Source organism: Kineococcus gurbantunggutensis, assembly GCF_050871925.1.
GTDB lineage: Bacteria > Actinomycetota > Actinomycetes > Actinomycetales > Kineococcaceae > Kineococcus.
On sequence record NZ_JBJLSG010000223.1, the window covers coordinates 1 to 6,009 of the forward strand.

A 6,009-nucleotide genomic window follows, 5' to 3' on the forward strand; every position below is an offset into this window, starting at 1 on the left:
GCGAGTGCGCGCGGGGTCCGGGGGCGCGCGCCGTTCAGCCGGCGAAGGCGCGCCAGCTGGAGGAGATCCAGGGCACGGCGATGGCCAGCGTCGGCACGCCGAGCACGCCCACGGCGGCCGCGTAGGCGGCCGCGGCCAGGCCCCGGTGCGGCGCGCGGCGCTCCTGGGGCCCGCAGCGGTCCTCGGCCAGCCGGCGCACGCGGGTGACGGCGTCGGCGCCCACCCGCAGCTCCCCCTGCCCGCCCGCGCCCTCGCCGGGCGCGGAGGCCAGCTGCACCAGGGCGCGCGCCAGCGGCAGCGCGCCGGTGCGCCGGCGGGCGGCGTCGTCGGCGAGCATCTCCACCAGCAGCCGCACCGTGTCCAGGGCCGCGCGGGAGGAGACCACCCGCGGGAAGGCGGCGTGCAGGACGGTGAAGCCCTCCAGCACCAGGTCGTGGCGGGCGCGCAGGTGCGCCTGCTCGTGGGCCAGGACCGCGGCGACCTCCTCGGGGCTGAGCTCGCGCAGCACGGCGTCGCTGATGACGACGCGGTTGCCGCCCACGCCGGGCACGCAGTAGGCCACCCGGGCGGGGCCGGTGAGCACCCGCAGCACGCGCGCGCCGGCCTCGCCGAGCAGGGCGCGGTCCACGGCGCCGGCGGCGTCGCGCCGGTGCAGCAGGTCGACCATCTCGCGGTGGTGGCGCCGGCGGCGGCGGGTGCGCACGGCCACGAGCGCGGCCACCACCCAGAAGCGCACGGTGACGACGGCGACGAAGGCGGTGCCCAGGCCGATGAGCGTGGTCTGGGCGAAGCCGTGGCGGGCCAGGAAGGGCAGGCCGGGCTGCTCGGTGAAGAGCATGGTCAGCGAGGACAGCCCGGCGCCCAGGGTGGCGAGCACGGCGGCCAGGGCGACGGACTGCCACAGCACCAGCGCCGCGCGCGGCACCCGCCAGGCCCAGCGGGCCCGGGAGAGCAGGGCGGGCACGGGCCCGGTGAGCAGCACGGCCAGGGCGGCGAACCAGAAGGCGGTCACCGCCGGCTCACCGCCCGGCCGGTGCGGCCCCGGGCGAGCTCGGGCGCGGGCTCACGCCGGGGTGGTCTCGCCCCCGGCGGCCTGGGGGGACAGGGCGTCCAGGGCCTCGCGCAGGGCTGCGGCCTCGGCCGCGGAGACGCCACCGACGAAGTGGACCAGGGCGGCCTGCCGCGTGTCCACGGCCTCCACGCCGCCGAGGGCGTCGAGCATGAGGTCGGCGACCATCTGCTCGCGGCTGGCGACGGGGGTGTAGCGGAAGGCGCGGCCCTCGCGCTCCTGGCGCACGACGTTCTTCTTGGCGAGGCGGTCGAGCACCGTCATGACGGTGGTGTAGGCGATCTTGCGGTGCGCGGCCAGCTGCTCGTGGACCTCGCGCACGGTGAGCGGGGCACCCGCGGCCCACAGCCGGTCCATCACGTCGCGTTCGAGCTCACCCAGTGCCACGGGTGGATGGTACGCGAAGCGGTGTGACGAACGCGACCCGTCGTACTACCTCCCGTCGTAGAGATTCGCGGCGACCGCGCCTATCCTGGACACGTCTACGACACGACGTAGTCGACGGTTCGCCGGCGGCGGCCGCCCCCCTCCCACCAGTGATCGAGGACCCGGTGGACATCGAGCTCCTGACCCGGCTGCAGTTCGCCGTGACGACGCTCTACCACTACCTGTTCGTGCCCCTGTCGATCAGCCTGTCGCTGTCCGCGGCCCTGCTGCAGAGCGCCTCGGTGCTGCTGCACCGGCGCGGCGCCGCGCAGCGCTCGGCCCGGTACGGGCGCCTGGCGCTGCTGACCGGCAAGCTGCTCATGGTCACCTTCGCCGTCGGCGTGGTCACCGGCCTGGTGCAGGAGTTCCAGTTCGGGCTGTCCTGGAGCGCCTTCGCGCGCTTCTACGGCGACGTCTTCGGCCCCACCCTGGCCGTGGAGGGCATGCTCGCCTTCTTCCTGGAGGCCACCTTCCTGGGCCTGTGGTGGTTCGGGCGCGACCGGCTGCCGCGCGCGCTGCACCTGGCCACGATCTGGGTCGTCGCCGTGGGCACCACGATCTCCGCGTTCGTCATCCTCGCGGCGAACTCCTTCATGCAGAACCCCGTCGCCTACACCGTCGACGAGGCCACCGGCCGCGCGCGCCTGGGCAGCTTCCGCGACCTGCTGCTCAACGAGGTCAACCTCGCCGCCTTCCCGCACACCCTGGCCGGCTCGGTGATGGCCGGCGGCGCGCTGCTCATGGCCGTGGGCGTGTGGCACCTGCTGCGCGGCGGGCACGAGCCCTCCTCCGAGCCCTTCGCCGCCTTCCGCGCCCTGTCCCGCTTCGGCGCCTGGCTGACCCTGGCCGGCGGCGGCGCCACCGCGCTCACCGGCGACGTGCTCGGCAAGGTCATCACCCGGGTGCAGCCCATGAAGATGGCCGCCGCCGAGGCGCTGTACGAGACGACCACCGCGGCCCCGTTCTCGATCTTCGCCTACGCCCCGCCCGGTCAGGACCGGCCCACCTTCAGCATCGAGGTCCCCGGCCTGCTCTCGTTCCTGGCCAAGGGCTCCTTCACCGCGGAGGTCTCGGGCCTGAAGGACCTGCAGGAGGCCTACGCCGCGCAGTTCGGCCCCGGCGACTACACCCCCTGGATCCCGGCCGCGTTCTGGAGCTTCCGCCTCATGATCGGCGTGGGCATGCTCGCCGCCGCCGTGGCGCTGGTGCACCTGTGGGTCACCCGCTCCGGGCGCCCGCTCACCGTGGACACCCGCCTGGCCCCCACCGTGCTGTGGTCGGTGCCCGTGCTGCCGCTGCTGCCGCTGGCCGCGAACTCCTTCGGCTGGATCTTCACCGAGACCGGCCGCCAGCCCTGGCTGGTGCTCGGGCTGTTCCGCACCGCCGACGGCGTCTCCCCCGGCCTGACCGCCGGCGAGGTCGTCGTCAGCCTGCTCGCCTTCACCGCCGTCTACGGCGCGCTGGCCTGGGCCTGGACCGTGCTCGTCACCCGGCTCGTGCGCGCCGGGCTGCCCGCGGAGCCCGCGCCCCGCGAGGGCACCCGCGACGGCGCCCGCGCGGAGGACGACGCCGACGTCGCCCTCACCTACTGACCACCGCTCCCCCGCGCACCACCGAGTCTCAGGAGTTCTCGTGGACCTGCCCGTCCTCTGGTTCGGCGTCGCCGTCCTGGCCTGGGTCCTGTTCTTCGTGCTGGAGGGCTTCGACTTCGGCGTCGGGTTCCTCGGCCCCCTGCTGGGGCGCACCGACGCCGAGCGCGGCGCGGCCGTGCGCACCGTCGGGCCCGTCTGGGACGGCAACGAGGTCTGGCTCGTCGCCGCGGTCGGCGTCACCTTCGCCGCCTTCCCCGACTGGTACGCCGCCCTGCTGTCCGGGCTGTACCTGCCGATGGTCGCCGTCCTGCTGCTGCTGGCCGTGCGCGGCGTGGCGCTGGAGTTCCGCGGCAAGCACGACTCCCCGCGCTGGCACGCGCGCTGCGACGCCTTCCTGGCCGGCTCCTCGCTGCTGCTGGCCGCTACCTGGGGCGCCGTGCTCGGCGTCCTGGTCGACGGCCTGGCCCTGGCCGCCGACGGCGAGGTGCACGCCCGCGCCGGCGCGCTGGGCGGGCTGACCCGCTCGCTGGAGCCGATGGTCTCCCCGTGGGCGGTGCTCGGCGGCCTGGCTGGCGTGCTGCTGGCCACCGTGCACGGCGCGACGTTCCTGTCGCTGCGCACCACCGGGGTGCTGCGGGTGCGCGCGCGCCGCCTGGCCGTGGCCACCGCCCCCGCGCTGGCCACCAGCGCGCTGGCCGTCCTGCTCGCCGCCGGGCAGCCCGCGGTGGCCGCCGCCGCCGCGCTGCTGGCCGTGACCGCCGTGGCCGCCTGGCGGCGCGCGGAGGCGCTGGCCTTCGCCACCTCCAGCCTGGCCGTGGCCGTCGCCGTGGTCGCGGTGTTCACCGCCCACCTGCCGGTGCTGCTGCCCAGCACCCTGAGCGCCGCCGGGGACGTCACCCTGCGCGGGGCGGCCGCCTCGCAGGGGGCGCTGGAGCTCATCTCGCTGGTCGGCGTGGTCGTCCTGCCGGGCGTGGTGGCCTACCAGCTGTGGTCGTACTGGGTCTTCCGCGGCCGCGTGGCCAGCGGGCACGGCCCCCAGCGCGAGCGCACCGGCCGGCCGCAGCCGGCGCGCGCGGGGCGGTGACGGGCACCACGAGCACCACGAGCACCACCACCTTGCCCGCCTCCACCGCCGCCCCCGCCGCCGGCGAGCGGCCCGCCGCCGCGGCCGGCGCCCGCCCGCGCGGACCGGTGGACCCGCGCCTGCTGCGCCACGCCCGCACCGCCCGCCGCGGCGTGGCGGCCGTCGCCGCCGCCGAGACCGCCGCCGCCGCCCTGCTGGTGGCGCAGGCCTTCGCCCTGGCCGACCTCGTCGTGGCGCTGTGGCGCGGGACCGGCACCGGCCGGCCGCTGCTGGCGCTGGCCGCCGTCGTGGCCGCGCGCGCGGCGGTCTCCGCGGCCGCCACGGCGCTGGCGCAGCGCACCGCCACCGCGGTGCGCGCGGACCTCACCGCCCGCGCGGCGCAGCGGGCGCTGGAGCTGGGCCCGGCTGGGGTGCAGCGCTTCGGCGCCGCGCGCCTGACCGCCCTGCTCGTGCAGGGCCTGCCCGCCCTGGACGGCTGGTTCACCCGCTACCTGCCCGCACTGGTGCCCGGCGCGCTGCTGCCGCCGGCGGTGCTGGTGCTGCTGGCGCTGCTGGACACCGGCTCCGCCCTGACCGTGGCGCTCACCCTGCCGCTGGTGCCGCTGTTCGCGGTGCTGCTGGGCCGGGCCACGCAGGCGCGCGCGCAGCGGCGCTGGCGCGCGGCGCGCACCCTCTCGGCGCACTTCCTGGACGTGGTGCGCGGCCTGCCCACGCTGCGCGCGCACCGCCGCGCCGCCCGCCAGGTGCGCGCGGTCGCGGCGACCACCGACGCGCACCGGCGCGCCACCCTGGGCGTGCTGCGGGTGGCGTTCCTGTCCTCCACCGCCCTGGAGCTGGTGGGCACCCTGTCGGTGGGGCTGGTCGCGGTGACCGCCGGGATGCGCCTGGCCGGCGGGACGCTGGACCTGCGCACCGCCCTGCTGGTGATCCTGCTGGCCCCGGAGGCGTACCGGCCGCTGCGCGAGGTCGGGGCGCGCTTCCACGACTCCGCCGACGCCGGGGCGGTCGTCGACGACGTCGACGAGCTGCTCACCGCCCCCGCGGCGCTCCCGGCCGGCGGCGACGCCGACGGCATCCGCCTGCGCGGGGTGCGGGTGCTGCGCGAGGACGGCACCGCCGTCGTCGGGACGGGCCCGGACGGCACCGGCGGGGTGGACCTGGACGTCGCGCCCGGGGAGCTGGTGGCGCTGGCCGGGCCCAGCGGGGCGGGCAAGACGACCCTGGCGCGGGTGGCGGCGGGCCTGCTGGCGCCCGACGCCGGCACCGTGGAGCACCCGCTGGGCGCGCGCGCGGTGGCCCACCTGCCCCAGCGCCCCACCGCCCCCTTCGCGCGCACCGTCGCGCAGGCGGTGCGCGCCGGCCGCGAGGCCTCCGACGCCGACGTGGCGCGCGCGCTGGCGGCCGCGGCCGCGGGCGACCTGGACCCGGCGCGCCCGCTGGGCGAGGGCGCCGGCGGCCTGTCGGCCGGGCAGCGCCAGCGCCTGGCGCTGGCGCGCACCCTGCTCGGCGTGCAGCCCGGCGAGCGAGCCGGGGAGGATCGGGGTGCGCGCCGCCTCGTGCTCGACGAGCCCACCGCCCACCTGGACGCGGCCGCCGAGGCGGCCGTGGTGGCCGCGCTGCGCGAGCTGGCCCGCGCCGGCTGCGCGGTGCTCGTCGTGGCGCACCGCCCCGCGCTGCTCGCGGCCGCCGACCGGGTCGTGCACCTGGCGCGCCCGGCCGCGGCGGCCCCCTCCCCCGGGGGGTGCCCCCCCCCCCCCCCCGGATCCCGCCCCCGGACCCCCCACACCGTAACCCCCACACCCGCACCCCGCGGCCGGGGCTGGGGCCGTGCAGGCGGC

5 protein-coding genes are annotated in these 6,009 nt (G+C 78.1%); 3 read left to right on the forward strand and 2 right to left on the reverse strand.

Going from position 1 to position 6,009, the window contains the following annotated elements:
• Positions 1–34: 34 nt before the first annotated feature.
• Together ACRYR7_RS23680 and ACRYR7_RS23685 are read right to left on the reverse strand one after the other, a co-directional pair.
• Positions 35–1,012, reverse strand: a complete 978-nt coding sequence (locus tag ACRYR7_RS23680; protein ID WP_432574699.1) for a M56 family metallopeptidase — start codon at positions 1,010–1,012, stop codon at positions 35–37.
• 51 nt (positions 1,013–1,063) lie between these two features.
• Complete coding sequence (locus ACRYR7_RS23685; protein ID WP_432574700.1) at positions 1,064–1,456, reverse strand: BlaI/MecI/CopY family transcriptional regulator; 393 nt, start codon at positions 1,454–1,456, stop codon at positions 1,064–1,066.
• Between the two features lie 164 nt (positions 1,457–1,620).
• On the opposite strand from ACRYR7_RS23685, the gene ACRYR7_RS23690 reads away from it, so the two are divergent.
• From ACRYR7_RS23690 to ACRYR7_RS23700, 3 genes are all read left to right on the forward strand, one after another.
• Complete coding sequence (locus tag ACRYR7_RS23690) at positions 1,621–3,087, forward strand: cytochrome ubiquinol oxidase subunit I (protein ID WP_432574702.1); 1,467 nt, start codon at positions 1,621–1,623, stop codon at positions 3,085–3,087.
• A 40-nt stretch (positions 3,088–3,127) separates the two neighbouring features.
• Positions 3,128–4,171: a cytochrome d ubiquinol oxidase subunit II gene (gene cydB / locus ACRYR7_RS23695; RefSeq protein WP_432574704.1), complete on the forward strand. Its 1,044-nt coding sequence runs from the start codon at positions 3,128–3,130 to the stop codon at positions 4,169–4,171.
• The coding region (locus tag ACRYR7_RS23700) for an ATP-binding cassette domain-containing protein (protein ID WP_432574705.1) at positions 4,168–6,009 on the forward strand (1,842 nt) is incomplete at its 3' end. The genes cydB and ACRYR7_RS23700, both read left to right, overlap by 4 nt.